The following is a 15,398-nucleotide window of genomic DNA, read 5'->3' as shown; positions in this document are numbered from 1 at the left end:
CCTTTTATTTCTGATCCACCCGGAGGTGTCAGTGCAACGTTATTGGTCCGAGGCGAAGCAACTCGTTCGTCTAGCCAGCCCCATTCTGGTCGCCCAGGTGGCCCAGATCGCCATGAACTTTGTCGATACCGTCATGGCGGGACAGGTCAGCGCCGTGGATCTCGCGGCCGTCTCGGTTGCCTCCAGCTTCTGGCTGCCGATCATCCTGCTGGTACAGGGGATCATCATGGCGCTCACCCCCATCGTCTCCCAGCTCAACGGGGCCCGCAAACGGGACGAGGTGCGCCCGGCGGTGCATCAAGGCTTCTGGCTGGCCCTGATAGTGACCCCCGTCGCCATGGTGGCACTCTACTTCAGCCCGCTGGCGCTGCAGTTCATGGACGTGGATCCCGTGATGGCGGCCAAGACCACAGGTTACCTGCACGCCATCCTCTGGGGTCTGCCCGCCTTCGTGATGTTCCAGGTGCTGCGCAACTTCAGCGAGGGGCTCTCCCACACCATGCCGACCATGGTGATCGGCTTCGTCGGGCTGGCAGTCAATATTCCCGCCAACTACGTCTTCATTTACGGCCATCTGGGCATGCCGGCCCTCGGCGGGGTCGGCTGCGGCGTCGCCACCGCCATCGTGCTGTGGGCCATGCTGCTGGCGATGATCCTCTATGTGAAGCTCTCCCGTCACTTCGCCGAAATCCGCCTCTTCTCCCAGTTGTGCGCCCCCAATGGCAGCCGGATCTGGCGCCTGTTCCGGCTCGGGTTCCCCATCGCCATGGCCATCTTCTGCGAAGTGACCCTGTTCACCGTGGTGGCCCTGATGCTGGCACCCTTCGGGGCCGAGATAGTGGCAAGTCACCAGATCGCCCTGAATTTCTCCAGCCTGGTCTTCATGCTGCCGTTGTCGATTGGCGTGGGTGTCACCATCCGGGTCGGTCACAGCATAGGAGAAGGCCTGCCGGAACACGCCCGGGTCGCCGCCCGCACCGGTCTGCTGCTGGGCATGAGCGTTGCCGCCGCCACCGCCGCCCTCACTGTGCTGCTGCGCGAACCCATTGCCGGCATCTACACCGAGGATCTGCAGGTGATCACCCTGGCGGCCACCCTGCTGTTCTTCGCTGCCATCTATCAGGTCTCCGATTCGGTGCAGGTAGTGGCCGCCGCCGCGCTGCGCGGTTACAAGGACACCAAGGCCATCTTCTACGTCACCATCGTCGCCTACTGGGGACTTGGGCTGCCCACCGGCATGATCCTGGGGCTGACTGACTGGGTAGTGCCCAAGATGGGGCCGCAGGGTTTCTGGATTGGCTTTATTGTCGGCCTCACCAGCGCAGCCCTGATGCTGGGAACAAGGCTGCGTTACATCTACGGGCGCTTTGCCACCCCGGAGGCCTGCACCAGCCTGTCCCGAGCGCAATAAGGGAGGATAAGGCGAAACTCGCCTGCAAAATCAACAGGCTGCGCAAGAACTGGGCAAACAGTCTCCTTTGTGAGTGCGGCCTGTTGACAGCCTTGGGGGGCATGGGTAGTATGCCGACCACGCCAGCAGTGCTGGCGTGGTGAAACGGGTTCCTGACCCGGTTCGCAAAGTGGGTTTATAGCTCAGTTGGTTAGAGCACTACCTTGACATGGTAGGGGTCGTTGGTTCGAATCCAATTAAACCCACCACTTTTCATGATGCGTCCTTAGCTCAGCTGGTTAGAGCACCACCTTGACATGGTGGGGGTCGGTGGTTCGAATCCACTAGGACGCACCATCATGAAACACTGTTATGCGTCCTTAGCTCAGCTGGTTAGAGCATCACCTTGACATGGTGGGGGTCGGTGGTTCGAATCCACTAGGACGCACCATAACAGTTTGAGAGGTTTGCAGACTCAGATGTGGGTTTATAGCTCAGTTGGTTAGAGCACTACCTTGACATGGTAGGGGTCGTTGGTTCGAATCCAATTAAACCCACCACTCTCCTGCAAAAAAGTCGCCTTGCGCACTCTGCGTCCTTAGCTCAGCTGGTTAGAGCACCACCTTGACATGGTGGGGGTCGGTGGTTCGAATCCACTAGGACGCACCATTTTCTGAAAAGCCCGCTCATCGAGCGGGCTTTTTGCATTCCCTGCCCTTCCATTGCGTCATTCGTGTACCCAAGAAAAAGCCCGCGCCATCCATATCATGACGCGGGCCCGTTGCACCGTGCCTGACCATCAGGCCTGCACGGTGATCTCGTACTTCTTTATCTTGCGATACAGGGTGGCAATCCCTATCCCCAAGGCCTGGGCGGCCAGCTTCTTGTTGCCAAGACGCAGCAGGGTCTCCTCGATCATCTGCTTCTCCATGTTCTCAAGGCCATTCTCCGCAGGCTGCGGGGCAGCCACTGATGCCGCATCCACGCTCGCCGACATCAGCAGACTGGCGGACGACGGGCTCACCACGGTGACGGAGATATGCCCCTCTTCGGCCGGGAGCGACCCCAGCTGGTTACGGATGATGTTGGGGGGCAACAGGGTAGCATCGATCACCTCCCCCGGCTGGGTGACGTTGACCAGATACTCCATCAGGTTGCTCAATTCACGCACGTTGCCCGGCCAGCGATAGCCCTTGAGCAGGGCCATCACCTCGGGGGTCAGCCCCGGGTAGACGATACCTATCCGGCTGGTGTGCAGGTTGAGGAAATAGTGGGTCAGCAGCTCTACATCTCCTTCCCGCTCCCGCAGTGGCGGCAGATTGAGCGGGATCACGTTGATCCGGTAGTAGAGATCCTCGCGAAATTTGCCTTCGGCGATGTATTGATCGAGATGCTGGTGAGTGGCGGCGATGATGCGGATATCCACCGGCACCGGGCGACTGGCCCCGATGGGGGTCACCTCCCGCAGCTCCAGCACCCGCAGCAACTTGGCCTGCATGGTGAGGGGCATGTCCCCTATCTCGTCGAGAAACAGGGTGCCCTGATGTGCGGCCTGGATCAGCCCCTGCTTGCCCCCGCTGGCGGCACCGGTAAAGGACCCCTTCACATAGCCAAACAATTCACTTTCCAGCAGCTGTTCGGGGATGGCGGCACAGTTGATGGCGATAAAGGGCTTGCCATTGCGTGGGCTGAGCCGATGCACGGCACGCGCCACCACCTCCTTGCCGGTCCCGCTTTCCCCGCAGATCAACACACTGGAGGGACTCTGGGCGATCCGGTGCAGCAGCCGCTTGAGGGTGCGCATCGGCTTGCTCTCGCCGATCAGCTGCTCGATGCAGTGATCGGCATCCGGCTCCCGTACCTGGCCGGAGTGGGACTGATGAAACGCCATCAGGAACAGCTGCTGTCCCTGCACATGGTGCAACTGACCGATGATCAGCTCCTGGCGATCCTCCAGGGTGATAATGTGCTGCAGATGGCCGTTTCGCCCGTGCTGGGCGAAGGTGAGCGGCCGGATGCCGAGCTCGCGCCCCAGCAACTGTTCCTGCTTGCAGCCAAGCTGCTTGAGCGCCACCTCGTTGGCATAGCGCACCTGACTCTTGTCATCGAGCAGCAGGCAGCCTTGATCCATGTTGGCCATCAGATCGAGAAACACCTTATTGACCCCGTCCGACAGGCCATGGGAGTCGAACAGCTTGGCCACGAAGATGGCGGAGATGTGGCGCACGTAGTCGCACACATCCTGCAGATTGTTGCTGAGTCGCTCCTGCTGTTCGGGATTGAAGGCCACCAGGCTTATCACCCCGATGCAGCGCTCCTCCACCATGATGGGGATGCCGAGGAAAGCCCGCTCCCGGCAACTCTCCTTGCAACTGCAGCCATCACACACGGGGTCGTCACTGGTATGGGTGACGATCTTTTCCCGCTGGTTCTCAATCACGTAGCGCAGCAGCCTGGAGTCGCCCTCCAGCTGGCGACCGAAGAATTTGCCATAGGGGCCGGTTCCGGCCACCCGTACCAGATTGTCGTCGACAATCTCGACTTCCAGTTGCAGCACGCTGGCCAGCATCTTGGCAAAGCGCAAGATGGTTGGCTGGATCTGCATCAGCAGACAGGGGGTATTCACGACGCGCATCCATTGCTCCCTTTTTTAATTATCTCCCCCTAAAGGGAGTCATGCTGGCCAGATACTAAGGGATTTCAACGGACACAACTTGGGAGGGGATCACGAAAAGTAAAATGGAGGGGCCGAACTTGCGCCTAAAAAACAGCCATAAAATCGACAAAATGGTGAATTATCAGAATTGTATTCTGCTTATGACGGCAAGTGCAGCGCCAGCCAGACCGAGAGCGGGATCACCAGCAAGGAGAGCAGATTGCCCCCCAGCACGATACTGGCCACTTTCTCCGGCTGGCAGCGGTACTGCTCGCACAGCATGTAATTAAGCACCGCTGGAGGCAGGGAGACCGACAGCATCAGCAGCGGGATCCATTCAGCTTTGAGGGGCAACAGCCAGATGGCGAGCAAGAGCGACAGGCCACCGGCCAGCAGATAGAGCAGGTTGCAGCGCAGGGCCAGCCCCAGGTGACCCAGCTCCCCCTCCATCAGGCGGATCCCGAGGGCAAACAACATCAGCGGCACCGAGATCTGGCCGAGCATCGACACCGTCGTCACCAGATATTCAGGCAGCGGGATCTGCAGGTTGGCCACCAGCAAGCCAGCCAGGGCCGCCCAGAGCACGGGGCTGCGCAGCCAGAGCCAGCGGGAGGTATTGGCCGACAGGATAAACATGCCGACCGAGAAGTGAAGCAGGTTGGAGAGCACAAAGAGGATGACGATGGCCCCCAACTGCTGTTCGCCAAAGGCCAGCACCATCAGGGGGATACCCAAATTCCCGGTGTTGCGAAACATGGCGGGCAAAATGAGGGCCGCCCGCTCGACGCCGTCGAGCCTGAGTAGAGCGAGCAACAGCCCGGGCAGCAGGATCACCAGGGCCCCAGCCCCAATCAGCGGCAAATTGTCCCCCAGCGCCAGCGGGTACTTGACCAGTGCCGAGAAGACCAGCGCCGGAGTAAACAACTCTATGTTGGCCAGGTTGACATAGCCAAGCGCCCCGCCCGGTCGCAGCCTGCCATAGAGGGCGCCGAGCCCGATCACACCGAACACGGGAATGACGATATTGAGCAGGGCGCTGAACACGGGCGGATTCCGTTACAGTTCGCGGGCCGGCTTGCCCATCAGCAGCAGCGGATCCAGGGTCACTTCCAGGGCACCATTGCTGATCCAGAGCTGGCCGTCGGAGATGGTACAGGTGAGCTGCATGGTACGCTCCACCATGGCAGTGAGCGCCAGGGTCTGGCTCTCCGCAAGTTCGATGATGCTCAGGTTGTCATGCAGGCTCAGCTTGCCCTGGTTTTGCTTCCACCAGACGCTGGTGCCACGCCCGCCGTAGAGATAGAGCACGACCTGGCGCGACCGGTTGCAGGCCTTCTTGAGGCGCTTCTCGTCGGGCTGTCCCAGTTCAATCCAGAGCTCAATCTCGTCCGAGTAGTTCTTTTCCCAGAGTTCGGGTTCATCGTCGGCGCTCAGCCCCTTGGTAAATTCCAGTCGCTCTGCGGCATGCCAGGCAAACGCCGCCAGCCGGATCATCATCCGCTCGTCCGTTTCGGAAGGGTGGCGCGCCAGGGTGAGGGAGAAGTCCTGATACAGATTGCGATCCATGTCAGACAAGCTGATCTGGGCCTTGAATACGGTTGCCTTGAGAGCCATAAAAAACCTTGAAAACCTGGGTAAGAGACACGTGAATGGAGATACGGGCGCCAGTGTAATCAAATTGGCGACAGGGTTCGACCACAGAAATCAAAGATTTGGCCACACTGGCTTCGAAAGAAGCTGAAAAAACAAATGCCAGTCCGAAGACTGGCATTTGGCGGCATTGCAGAAGCGACTCACTTCTCGGCGGACTCGACCCCGAAGGCGTTGAGCAGCACACAGCAGGTGACTGCCACGGCTACAAACCCACTCAGGAAGATAAAGGGCATGACCCCATATCCCAATACGGTCCAGATAGTGTGTTCAAGCAGACTCATAATGTGGTCCTTTCGTCCTGTGAAATGCGTGTTCCTTTTTCGGCGGATAGTATCTCCGCTCTTGATAAGTCTATTTGACCCTAACCCGTTGCTGAGTCCTATGCCACCAAAGTAATAAATGCGGGGTATATTTGCGCCAGATCAATTTTTATGGTGTATTTCCTTTCAACTCAAGGGATTAGTTGCCATTGACAACCCTGACAAGAAGACGGAAACCGGAAACGGGCATAAAAAAACGCGCCAAAGGCGCGTTCTTGAGAGGATGACGAAGTGACTCAGTTGTCACACAGGTCGATCGGCATGTCCTGACGCAGGCGCGTCCAGAGCTTGCCGGATTCGATGCCATACTGGCGCACCGTCATGAAGACTGCTTCGTGATCGTGGGTCTCGGCCAGGTTCAACAAGGTCTTGTAATAGGTGTCCGCAGTTTCGCGCGCCTGCTTGTCGGAGAAGTAGTAACGCCCTACCCGGCTGTACAGCCCCTTGAATCCGTTGAGGATCAGGGCATAGATGGGATTGCCGGAGGCAAACGACAGCTGGTGATGGAGACGATAGTCGAACTCGGCATAGGCCTCGGCCGTGTTCTCCACTTCGGCGGCGCCGCGCAGGATCTCGGCGGCTTGCTCCGGGTTGTTACGGATGGCACCACGAATGAAGATGGTGCAGATGTTGGTGCGTGCCGACAGCAACTGGGCGACCAGATCCGGCACCTTGTCCTGATCCAGACGGGCCAGGGTCTCCAGAATATTGAGACCGGAGGTTTCCCAGAAGTTGTTTACCTTGGTCGGTTTGCCATGCTGTATGGTCAACCAGCCGTCACGGGCCAGACGCTGCAACACTTCCCGCAGGGTTGTGCGTGTCACCCCGATCAGCTCGGACAATTCACGCTCTGCAGGCAGAATGGATCCGGGAGGAAAGCGATTGTTCCAGATGGACTCGATGATGTATTCCTCGGCAAACCCTGCAGGGCTCTGCGCTTTTATGACCATGAAATGACTCTGTTGTAATACGTAAAAAGGCCCACGAATCATATCAAAGCAAGGAAGGCTGGCAAGCAGAAGGTCAGTCCTCTGCTCACATATGGCAAAGAAAATGTTATTAATTTGTGTTAAAAATCGATAGCGGTGCCAGTCAGCGCTGGTTATGTGGTGATAAAACCATCACTTCCAAGATCTTGGCCCAACCTTTGTATATAATCGTTCCGCTTTTTGATTAAAATCACGTGTAATTATATAGATACGGGCCAACATCCGGACGTACAGGTCAAGTACCCTTGACTGCATAGACGCAGATCCTAACAACAACCCTGAGACCCATCATCATGCCAATAAGCCTAGGGCAGGCATTTGCCAAGAACTTCTTGGGCAATGCGCCACAGTGGTATAAACAAGCCATCCTGCTGTTTCTGATCATCAACCCCATCGCCTTCCATTTCGACCCCTTCATGGCAGGCTGGTTGCTGGTTGTCGAGTTCATCTTCACCCTGGCCATGGCCCTCAAGTGTTATCCCCTGCAACCGGGCGGTCTGCTGGCCATCGAGGCCGTGCTGATCGGCATGACATCAGCCGACCAGGTCAAGCATGAGCTGGTCGCCAACATAGAGGTACTGCTGCTGCTGGTATTCATGGTAGCGGGCATCTACTTCATGAAACAGTTGCTGCTCTACGTGTTTACCAAGCTGCTGATCGGAGTGCGCTCCAAGATACTGCTCTCCCTCTCCTTCTGCCTGGTATCTGCCTTCCTCTCCGCTTTCCTCGACGCCCTGACGGTCATTGCCGTGGTGATCAGCGTGGCCACCGGTTTCTACGCCATCTACCACAAGGTCTCCTCCGGCAAGGAGTTTGGTCATCACCACGACCATACCGATGATCAGGAAGTGGCTGAACTCAACCGCCAGGATCTCGACGATTTTCGCGCCTTCCTGCGCAGCCTGATGATGCATGCCGCCGTCGGTACGGCACTGGGGGGCGTCTGCACCCTGGTGGGTGAGCCGCAGAACCTCATCATCGGCGAGCAGGCCGGCTGGCACTTCGGCGAATTTGCCATCCGTATGGCGCCGGTCTCGCTGCCGGTCTTCATCTGTGGTCTGCTCACCTGCGTGCTGGTCGAGCACTTCCGCCTGTTTGGCTACGGCACCCGCCTGCCCGTCAACGTGCGCAAGATCATGGAGGAGTACAACCGTTATGAAGAGGCAAAACGCAGCCAACAGGACAGAGCCAAGCTCATCGCCCAGACGGTGATCGCTGTCTGGCTGATCGTCGGTCTGGCGCTCCACCTGGCGGCCGTGGGCCTTATCGGTCTCACCGTCATCGTGCTGGCCACTTCCCTGACCGGCATCACCGAAGAGCATGCCCTCGGCAAGGCGTTTGAAGAGGCGCTCCCCTTCACCGCCCTGCTCGCCGTCTTCTTCAGCATAGTGGCCGTGATCATCGATCAGGAGCTGTTCAAGCCGGTGATCCAGTGGGTGCTCTCGGCAGATCCGGATCACCAGCTGGCGCTCTTCTATATGGCCAACGGCCTGCTCTCCATGGTCAGTGACAACGTCTTCGTCGGCACCGTCTACATCAACGAAGTGAAAACGGCCCTGCTCAATGGAGCCATCAGCCGCGAACAGTTCGATCTGCTGGCGGTGGCCATCAACACGGGCACCAACCTGCCATCTGTGGCCACCCCGAACGGTCAGGCTGCTTTCCTGTTCATGCTGACTTCGGCGCTGGCACCCCTGCTTCGCCTCTCCTATGGCCGCATGGTGTGGATGGCATTGCCCTACACCCTGGTGCTGGGTCTGGTCGGTTTCGCCGCAGTGGAAACCGTGTTGACGCCCCTGACCGAGTGGTTTTACCAGCAGGGCTGGCTGATTGTTCCGCAGGGGGCTGCCGTAGTCGCCCCGGCGCTACACTGATCCTGTCGTACTCCAATGACAAGGGCCCGCCAGGGCCCTTTTCTTTTGTCCCCTGCTCTGCTCTAATTCAGCCACTGTTTCTTCTGTGAGATCAATGAGATGATCGCGTTTCTCCGCCGCTTGGCCAGCAACCGCCTGGCCTGGGGACTGCTGGCGGCCTCCGCCCTGTTCCTCGAACTGTGTGCGCTTTTCTTCCAGCACATACTTGGACTGCATCCCTGCGTGATGTGTGTCTACGAACGGCTTGCGACACTGGGTGTCCTTTGCGCCGGCCTGCTCGGCATGATTGCCCCCGAGAAGTGGTACCTGCGCTGGAGCGCCATGCTGCTATGGGGTTACAGCGCCTTTCGCGGTCTCCAGCTGGCGCTGCAACATGTCGACTATCAGGTCAACCCCTCCCCGTTCAACGTCTGCAGCCCTTATGCCGACTTCCCGAGCTGGGCGCCGCTCGATCAATGGATCCCCTGGCTCTTCTTCCCGGATGGGGATTGCGGCGAGATCACCTGGCAGTTCTTGAGCTTCTCCATGCCCCAGTGGCTGGTGGCCATCTTCGCCGCCTACCTGCTGGTGTTTACCGTAGTGGCCATCGGCAATCTGGTGAAGGGTCGCTGCTGTAGTTGAGGCATCCGGCCTGCGCGCCAGAGCAAGTACCACAGAAATAGGGGAGCCTTTATGGCTCCCCTATTTCTGTGGTACTTGCTGGCCCAGGCACTATGATGAGGCGACTCAGCTCACCTGCACCGGACTCATTTTCGCGCGGATAACCCCGACCACCATGGGCAACAGGGAGATGCCTATGATGCCAAAAATCAGCAGGGTAAAGTTGTGACGCACCAGCGGCAGGTTGCCAAAGAGGTGGCCCGCATAGACAAACGACAACACCCACAGCAGTCCGCCCACCAGATTGAATGCCAGGAAGCGTGGATAAGTCATGGCCCCCATGCCTGCCACGAAGGGGGCAAAGGTGCGCACAATCGGCAGGAAACGGGTGATGATAATGGTCTTGCCGCCATGTTTGGCATAGAAGCCCCGGGTCTTCTCCAGATAGTCCCGCCTGAAGATTTTCGAATCCGGCTTGCGAAACAGCTGCTCGCCGAAGAAGTGACCAATGGTGTAGTTGACCACATTGCCGAGCACGGCGGCGAGAGTCAGCACACCGGCCAGGGTATGCACATCCAGCACGCTGTCGACGGTGAGGGCGCCAGCGGCAAACAGCAGGGAATCGCCGGGCAGAAACGGCGTCACTACCAGTCCGGTCTCGCAGAAGATGATCAGGAACAGGATGGCATATACCCAGATGCCATAGTTTTCAAACAGCTCTTTCAGATGAACGTCGACGTGCAGGATAAAGTCGATAGCAAACAGGATCAGATCCATTTTTTGATACTCGTGAAGTGAACGGCGTGGAGTCTACGCCAACCCATGCAGGGTCACAATCACGAGACAGGTCTCATTATTTCCCTTCCGCAAAAAAGCCAGACAAAACCGTTTTCGGCTCCCAAGCCGCGTTGATGCGGGTTACAAGCCCCTCAGGAGCCCTCCTCCAGACCATCACGTACCGAGGCCGGCAAGCAGCGTTCCCAGCCCCACAACAGGAGCAGCAGCAGGGTCGCATCGTCGAGCCAGCCAATCAGCGGTACCAGATCCGGCACCAGATCCACCGGACTCAAGCCATAGAGCAGGATGAGGATCACCAGCCCCCTGGCCCACCAGGGGGTGGCCGGGTGGCGAAAACCGAGGTAGAGGCGGCGCACGCGCCGCCAGATGAGCCAGTGTCGGGTACTCATGATTCTATCAACTCGCCGCGCAGTTGCTGGATCTGATCCCGCAGTGCCGCCGCCTGTTCGAACTCCAGATCCCGGGCATGCTGGAACATCTGCTCTTCCATCCGCTTGATCTCCTTGGCGATCTCGCTGGCGGAGCGGGCATGGTACTCCCCTTGCGGTTCGGCCGCCTTGCGACTTCCCTTGCCGCCCTTGCCAGCGCTGCGGCTGCCTCCCATGTCCATCACATCGCCGATGGCCTTGTTGAGCCCCTTGGGGGTGATGCCGTGCTCGAGGTTGTAGGCGTGCTGCAGGGCGCGGCGCCGCTCGGTCTCTTCGATGGCCACCTTCATGGAGTTGGTGATGGTATCCCCGTAGAGAATGACCTTACCGTGGAGGTTGCGGGCCGCACGCCCTATGGTCTGGATCAGGGAGCGAGTGGAGCGCAGGAAACCCTCCTTGTCCGCGTCCAGGATGGCCACCAGGGACACCTCCGGCATGTCGAGGCCTTCGCGCAGCAGGTTGATCCCCACCAGCACATCAAAGGTACCCAGGCGCAGATCGCGAATGATCTCCACCCGCTCCACGGTGTCGATGTCCGAGTGCAGGTAACGTACCTTGACGCCGTGCTCCGCCAGATATTCGGTCAGATCTTCGGCCATCCGTTTGGTGAGCGTCGTCACCAGCACCCGCTCCTCCACCGCTACCCGCTGGCGGATCTCGGAGAGCAGGTCGTCCACCTGGGTGGTCACCGGGCGTACTTCCACTTCGGGATCGAGCAGACCGGTAGGACGCACCACCTGCTGCACTACATCACCGCCGGATTTCTCCAGCTCATAGGGACCGGGGGTTGCCGAGACAAACACCGTCTGCGGCATCAGCGCCTCGAATTCATCGAACTTGAGGGGGCGGTTGTCGAGCGCGGAAGGGAGCCGGAAACCGTACTCCACCAGGGTCTCCTTACGGGATCTGTCCCCTTTGAACATGGCGCCGATCTGCGGCACCGTGACGTGGGATTCGTCGATGATGAGCAGACCATCCCCCGGCAGGTAGTCAAACAGGGTGGGCGGTGGCTCCCCCGGCGCACGACCGGAGAGGTAGCGGCTGTAGTTCTCGATGCCGGAGCAGTAGCCCAGCTCCTGCATCATCTCCATGTCGAACTGGGTGCGCTGGCTGATCCGTTGCTCCTCCACCAGCTTGTTGAGCGACAACAGCTGCTCACGACGGCTTTTAAGCTCCTCCTTGATATGTTCAATGGCACCGAGGATGGTTTCGCGCGGAGTGGCGTAGTGGGTCTTGGGGTAGATGGTGTAGCGCACTACCGTCTGCTCGATGGCGCCGGTCAGCGGGTCGAACAGGGAGAGGCGCTCCACCTCCTCGTCAAACAGTTCCACTCGCAGGGCCAGCTTGTCCGATTCGGCGGGATAAATGTCGATCACCTCCCCCCGCACCCGGAAGGTGCCGCGCTGGAAGGCCATGTCGTTACGGGTGTATTGCAGCTCGGCAAGACGGCGCAGGATGTCCCGCTGGTTGATCACATCTCCCACTTTGAGGTGCAGCATCATGCTGAGGTAGGCCTGAGGATCTCCCAGACCATAGATGGCAGACACCGAGGCGACAATCACCACGTCACGCCGCTCCAGCAGGGCCTTGGTGGCCGACAGCCGCATCTGCTCGATGTGATCATTGATGGAGGCATCCTTCTCGATGAAGGTGTCGGTGGTCGGCACATAGGCCTCGGGCTGGTAGTAGTCGTAGTAGGAGACGAAATACTCCACCGCATTGTCGGGGAAGAACTCCTTCATCTCGCCGTAGAGCTGGGCCGCCAGAGTCTTGTTGGGAGCCAGGATCATGGTCGGGCGGTTGAGAGTCGCGATGACATTGGCCATGGTGAAGGTCTTGCCCGAACCGGTCACCCCGAGCAAGGTCTGATGGGCAAGGCCGGACTCGATACCGTCGAGCAACTGGGCAATGGCCTTGGGTTGATCCCCGGCGGGTTGAAACTGGCTGGCTAATTTGAACAACTTGCTCATGGAGACTCCCGACACGAAACAGCAAGAGAGCAGTGTAACCGAGTGATCCGCACCGGTACACCCGCACCATGATGCCGTCGGTGGCTTGACCGGTGAAGACACCTTCTGTATGATGCTCCTCCTTGCCTGATGTTCCCCCGTAGTTCAGTCGGTAGAACGGCGGACTGTTAATCCGTATGTCACTGGTTCGAGTCCAGTCGGGGGAGCCAATTCCTCACCATCTCGGTGCAAGTTATCCACTTTAGTGCTCTCTTCTGCCAATTTTAATGCACAAGATCCTTCTTGCTGCTGACGATCCCTTTTTTCACCGCGCACGGCTCTTCAGAGTTTTCTTCTGTTGCATCTAAGTATTTGATTTTAATGTAAACATTTTTCATGCGGTATTTTTTGTACAGCCCTTGCAGCCCAGTATTGGCGCGGCTTTCGGGCCGATGAACAGGATTCATAAACAGGGTTATCCACAGATTCTGTGGGTAACTGCAGCAAACCCTGTCCCGATGCGGGTTCACCCGTTATCACGGCTTTTCGGGCCATGCTCCGAGGGGCAACCTGATTTTATGCTGTTTTGTACATGCCCCCCTCCCCCCTGCCCAAACGACACTTTTGTTCCTTTTTGCAGATATCTTTTGTCTACCCCAGCAGTGCTGGGCGAGCAGCCAACATGATGGTCGTTTGCTTCCCATATCACCCTGTTTCGCTACCGGTTGAATCTGCTGAAACCGCTCCTTCCAAAGCGGGCCAACAGCAGAATCTAAAGTTATCCTCCTCACTGTCCAGCTCCCCCTTGCGTCAGCATTTTTCACTCATTGACACGGGCCTGAACAGCAAAAATCGCCACCTTTGCACCGATACGCTCCCGATCCCTCTCTGGCAAGCCGTCACAGCCCCTCGTAACTGTTGATTAATCGGTTCCTTGCGCTTCTTTATTGGTGACAGATCCGGCACAATGTCCGCCCCACTTTTTTCCTCGGTTTTTCCGGGCATGACCATAGATTTCGTGACACTGCTACATCAAAGCGACTCCCTGCTCCTGTTCGTGGTGCTGGCCTTCGGCCTGCTGCTGGGCAAGGTGCGCCTCGGCAACTTCCAGATTGGCAACACCATTGGGGTGCTCTTCACCGCCCTGCTGTTTGGCCAGATGGGCTTCCAGTTCTCCACCTCCACCGAAAACGTCGGCTTCATGCTGTTCATCTTCTGTGTGGGTATCGAGGCCGGACCCCACTTCTTCAGCGTCTTCCTGCGCGACGGCATCCACTACATCACCCTGACCCTGGTGATCTTGCTGAGCGCCCTGCTGCTGACCGTGGGGCTGGCCAAATTCTTCAATCTGGGGCCAGGCATGGCTGCCGGCATCCTGGCGGGCTCGCTCACCTCAACCCCGGCGCTGGTCGGTGCCCAGGATGCCCTGCGCAGCGGCCTGCTCAACCTCCCTCACCAGACCGACATGCAGTCGGTGCTCGACAACATGGGCATCGGTTACGCCCTGACCTATCTGGTGGGGCTGGTGGGCCTGATGCTGGTGGTGCGCTATCTCCCCTCGCTGGCGCGACTCGATCTCAATACCGAGGCGCAGAAGATTGCCCGTGAACGGGGCCTCTCAGACAGCGACAATCGCAAGACCTATCTGCCCATCATCCGCGCCTATCGGGTCGGCCCAGAGCTGGCCGCCTGGATCGGCGGTCGCACCCTGCGGGAAACCGGCATCTATCCCCATACCGGTTGCTATGTGGAGCGGATCCGCCGCAACGGCATTCTGGCCAGTCCCGACGGTGACGCCGTCATCCAGGAAGGGGACGAGATCGCCCTGGTGGGCTACCCGGAGAGCCACGAGAAGCTCGACGTCAACTATCGCAACGGCAAGGAGGTGTTTGACCGCAACCTGCTTGATCTCCAAATCGTCACTGAAGAGATAGTGGTGAAGAACGACGCCGTGGTGGGTCGCCATCTGGTGGAGCTGAATCTCACCGAGAAGGGCTGCTTCCTCAACCGGGTGGTGCGCTCCCAGATCGAGATGCCGTTCGATCGCAACATCATGCTGCAAAAAGGCGACGTGCTGCAGATCAGCGGCGAGAAGCAGCGGGTCAAGCTCCTGGCTAACAAGATCGGCTTTATCAGCATCCACAGTCAGACCACGGATCTGGTGGCCTTTACCACCTTCTTCGTGCTGGGGCTGCTGATTGGCTCCGTCTCCCTGGTATTCGGCCAGATCGAGTTTGGCCTCGGCAACGCCGTCGGCCTGCTGCTGGCCGGGATCCTGATGGGGTATCTGCGGGCCAACCACCCCACGGTCGGCTATGTGCCGCCGGGCGCCCTGCGTCTGGCCAAGGATCTCGGCCTCGCCGTCTTTATGGTGAGCACGGGTCTCAAGGCCGGTGGTGGCATTCTGGACCACCTAAGCGAAGTCGGTGGCGTGGTGCTCTTGTCCGGCATGCTGGTGACTACCCTGCCGGTGCTGGTGGGCTATCTGTTCGGGGTCTGGGTGCTGAAGATGAACCCGGCGCTGCTGCTCGGCGCCATCACGGGGGCCCGTACTTGCGCTCCGGCCATGGATGTGGTCAACGAAGCGGCCAACAGCTCCATTCCGGCGCTCGGCTACGCCGGCACCTATGCAGTGGCCAACGTGATGTTGACCCTAGCGGGCTCCTTTATCATCGGCTTCTGGTTCTAGCCGCCCTTATCTTGTCATTGCAACCAATTAGCGTAAGAAGGGGAGCCAGTGG

General features: G+C 58.8%; 13 protein-coding genes and 6 tRNA genes. 10 read left to right on the top strand and 9 right to left on the bottom strand.

Features of this window, described 5'->3' with window-relative positions:
- Window positions 1-31 precede the first annotated feature (31 nt).
- The 6 genes from LA321_RS15540 to LA321_RS15515 all read left to right on the top strand — a co-directional run bounded on the left by LA321_RS15540 (window position 32) and on the right by LA321_RS15515 (window position 2,059).
- Window positions 32-1,411, top strand: a complete 1,380-nt coding sequence (locus LA321_RS15540; protein WP_042069229.1) for an MATE family efflux transporter — start codon at window positions 32-34, stop codon at window positions 1,409-1,411.
- 171 nt (window positions 1,412-1,582) lie between these two features.
- Window positions 1,583-1,659, top strand: a tRNA-Val gene (locus LA321_RS15535).
- An 11-nt stretch (window positions 1,660-1,670) separates the two neighbouring features.
- Window positions 1,671-1,747 (top strand) — tRNA-Val (locus LA321_RS15530).
- A gap of 17 nt (window positions 1,748-1,764) precedes the next feature.
- A tRNA-Val gene (locus LA321_RS15525) sits at window positions 1,765-1,841 on the top strand.
- 32 nt (window positions 1,842-1,873) lie between these two features.
- Window positions 1,874-1,950 (top strand) — tRNA-Val (locus LA321_RS15520).
- 32 nt (window positions 1,951-1,982) lie between these two features.
- Window positions 1,983-2,059 (top strand) — tRNA-Val (locus tag LA321_RS15515).
- A gap of 130 nt (window positions 2,060-2,189) precedes the next feature.
- Here LA321_RS15515 and LA321_RS15510 read toward each other — a convergent pair.
- The 5 genes from LA321_RS15510 to fadR all read right to left on the bottom strand — a co-directional run bounded on the left by LA321_RS15510 (window position 2,190) and on the right by fadR (window position 6,969).
- Window positions 2,190-4,025: a sigma 54-interacting transcriptional regulator gene (locus tag LA321_RS15510; RefSeq protein ID WP_042069228.1), complete on the bottom strand. Its 1,836-nt coding sequence runs from the start codon at window positions 4,023-4,025 to the stop codon at window positions 2,190-2,192.
- Window positions 4,026-4,205: 180 nt separating this feature from the next.
- Window positions 4,206-5,090, bottom strand: a complete 885-nt coding sequence (locus LA321_RS15505; protein WP_042069227.1) for an AEC family transporter — start codon at window positions 5,088-5,090, stop codon at window positions 4,206-4,208.
- 12 nt (window positions 5,091-5,102) lie between these two features.
- Window positions 5,103-5,660 (bottom strand): YaeQ family protein, encoded by a 558-nt coding sequence (locus LA321_RS15500; protein WP_042026046.1) that lies wholly within the window; start codon window positions 5,658-5,660, stop codon window positions 5,103-5,105.
- 179 nt (window positions 5,661-5,839) lie between these two features.
- Window positions 5,840-5,980: a TIGR02808 family protein gene (locus tag LA321_RS15495; RefSeq protein ID WP_082037484.1), complete on the bottom strand. Its 141-nt coding sequence runs from the start codon at window positions 5,978-5,980 to the stop codon at window positions 5,840-5,842.
- A gap of 275 nt (window positions 5,981-6,255) precedes the next feature.
- Entirely contained in the window at window positions 6,256-6,969 is a 714-nt protein-coding gene (gene fadR / locus LA321_RS15490; RefSeq protein WP_042026044.1) for a fatty acid metabolism transcriptional regulator FadR, read from the bottom strand.
- Window positions 6,970-7,301: 332 nt separating this feature from the next.
- Here fadR and nhaB point away from each other — a divergent pair, with 332 nt between their 5' ends.
- The gene (gene nhaB / locus LA321_RS15485) at window positions 7,302-8,882 is read left to right on the top strand and encodes a sodium/proton antiporter NhaB (RefSeq protein ID WP_042069226.1); all 1,581 of its coding nucleotides are present in this window, start codon (window positions 7,302-7,304) and stop codon (window positions 8,880-8,882) included.
- A gap of 99 nt (window positions 8,883-8,981) precedes the next feature.
- The gene (gene dsbB, locus LA321_RS15480; RefSeq protein WP_042026041.1) at window positions 8,982-9,503 is read left to right on the top strand and encodes a disulfide bond formation protein DsbB; all 522 of its coding nucleotides are present in this window, start codon (window positions 8,982-8,984) and stop codon (window positions 9,501-9,503) included.
- A gap of 105 nt (window positions 9,504-9,608) precedes the next feature.
- On the opposite strand, the gene LA321_RS15475 is transcribed toward dsbB, so the two are convergent.
- From LA321_RS15475 to uvrB, 3 genes are all read right to left on the bottom strand, one after another.
- The gene (locus LA321_RS15475) at window positions 9,609-10,259 is read right to left on the bottom strand and encodes a DedA family protein (protein ID WP_042069224.1); all 651 of its coding nucleotides are present in this window, start codon (window positions 10,257-10,259) and stop codon (window positions 9,609-9,611) included.
- A 152-nt stretch (window positions 10,260-10,411) separates the two neighbouring features.
- On the bottom strand, window positions 10,412-10,669 hold the full coding sequence (locus LA321_RS15470; RefSeq protein ID WP_042069223.1) for a YkvA family protein: 258 nt from the start codon (window positions 10,667-10,669) through the stop codon (window positions 10,412-10,414).
- Window positions 10,666-12,678 carry an excinuclease ABC subunit UvrB gene (gene uvrB / locus LA321_RS15465; RefSeq protein ID WP_042069222.1) on the bottom strand — a complete coding sequence of 671 codons (2,013 nt, stop codon included), beginning with the start codon at window positions 12,676-12,678 and terminating at the stop codon, window positions 10,666-10,668. The genes LA321_RS15470 and uvrB overlap by 4 nt, the downstream gene beginning before the upstream one ends.
- Before the next feature lie 133 nt (window positions 12,679-12,811).
- On the opposite strand from uvrB, the gene LA321_RS15460 reads away from it, so the two are divergent.
- A tRNA-Asn gene (locus tag LA321_RS15460) sits at window positions 12,812-12,887 on the top strand.
- Between the two features lie 54 nt (window positions 12,888-12,941).
- Here the strand turns inward: LA321_RS15460 and LA321_RS15455 are convergent.
- Window positions 12,942-13,124 (bottom strand): hypothetical protein, encoded by a 183-nt coding sequence (locus LA321_RS15455; RefSeq protein WP_156140831.1) that lies wholly within the window; start codon window positions 13,122-13,124, stop codon window positions 12,942-12,944.
- A gap of 536 nt (window positions 13,125-13,660) precedes the next feature.
- On the opposite strand from LA321_RS15455, the gene LA321_RS15450 reads away from it, so the two are divergent.
- The gene (locus LA321_RS15450) at window positions 13,661-15,346 is read left to right on the top strand and encodes an aspartate:alanine antiporter (RefSeq protein WP_042026458.1); all 1,686 of its coding nucleotides are present in this window, start codon (window positions 13,661-13,663) and stop codon (window positions 15,344-15,346) included.
- Window positions 15,347-15,398: the final 52 nt, after the last annotated feature.

Source organism: Aeromonas enteropelogenes (genome assembly GCF_020097295.1).
GTDB classification, from domain to species: domain Bacteria; phylum Pseudomonadota; class Gammaproteobacteria; order Enterobacterales; family Aeromonadaceae; genus Aeromonas; species Aeromonas enteropelogenes.
Note: the sequence above shows the minus strand (reverse complement) of the source record. Positions and strands in the feature narration are given on the sequence as shown.